At 69.1% G+C, this 1102-nt stretch carries 1 protein-coding gene; it reads right to left on the reverse strand.

What is annotated here, in order from left to right:
* Positions 1-1102 (reverse strand): amino acid adenylation domain-containing protein (locus tag APH30_RS27255; protein ID WP_156326754.1); only part of this gene is annotated, 1102 nt, incomplete at both ends.

Consider the following 1102-nt stretch of genomic DNA (forward strand, 5'->3'; position numbering starts at 1 on the left):
CCGGTGCGGTACATGCGCTCGCCATTGCCGTATGGGCTCACGGCGAAACGCTCGGCAGTCAGCCCCGGGCGGCGGTGGTAACCGCGCGCCAGGCCTGCGCCGGCCAGGTACAGCTCGCCCAGCACGCCCACCGGCACCGGTTGCAGCTCGGCATCGAGGATGTAGCAGGCCAGGTTGGCGATCGGCTCGCCGATCGGCACGCTGTCCCGCCCTTCCTCACGGCAGGTCCAGTGGGTCACGTCGATGGCCGCCTCGGTCGGGCCGTACAGGTTGTACAGGCCCGCCTTCGGCAGCTTGGCGAACACCTGCTGCTGGGCATCGGCCGGCAGCGCTTCGCCACTGCAGACGATGCGCGCAAGGCTCGTGCAGCGCGGCACGCCGCTGTCTTGCAGGAACGCCTGGAGCATCGACGGCACGAAGTGCAGCGTGGTGATGTTTTCGCTGGTGATCAGCTCGACCAGGCGGGCCGGGTCGCGATGATCACCCGGCGCGGCAACCACCAGCCGCGCACCGGTCATCAAGGGCCAGAAGAACTCCCATACCGACACGTCGAAGCTGAACGGCGTTTTCTGCAACACGCTGTCGCGGGCATCCAGCCGGTAGGCCTGTTGCATCCAGCACAGTCGGTTGACCAGGGCCGAATGGCGGTTGCCCGCGCCTTTCGGCCGGCCTGTGGAGCCGGAGGTGTAGATCACATACGCCAGGTTTTCAGGGGCCACCGCCACGTTCGGGTTGCGCACGTCATCGGCGCCCGGCTCCAGGTCCAGCGCCAGGGTCTGCACGCCTTCGGCCAGCGGCAGTTGCAGGTGGCTCTGGGTCAGCAGCAGCTGCACGCCGCTGTCCTCGAGCATGTAGCGCAGGCGGTCTTCGGGGTATTCCGGGTCCAGCGGCACGTAGGCGCCACCGGCCTTGAGGATGGCCAGCAGGCCGACCACCATCTCCACCGAACGCTCCACCGCGATGCCCACCAGCACATCCGCGCCGACACCCAGGGCGATCAGGCGATGGGCCAGGCGGTTGGCGCGGGCGTTGAGCTGGGCGTAGCTCAGGCGCACCTCGCCGAAGGCCAGCGCCGGGGCATCCGGGGTGCGCTGCACCTGGG

The sequence above is a fragment of the Pseudomonas sp. NBRC 111127 genome, from assembly GCF_001320345.1.
GTDB classification, from domain to species: Bacteria; Pseudomonadota; Gammaproteobacteria; order Pseudomonadales; family Pseudomonadaceae; genus Aquipseudomonas; species Aquipseudomonas juntendi.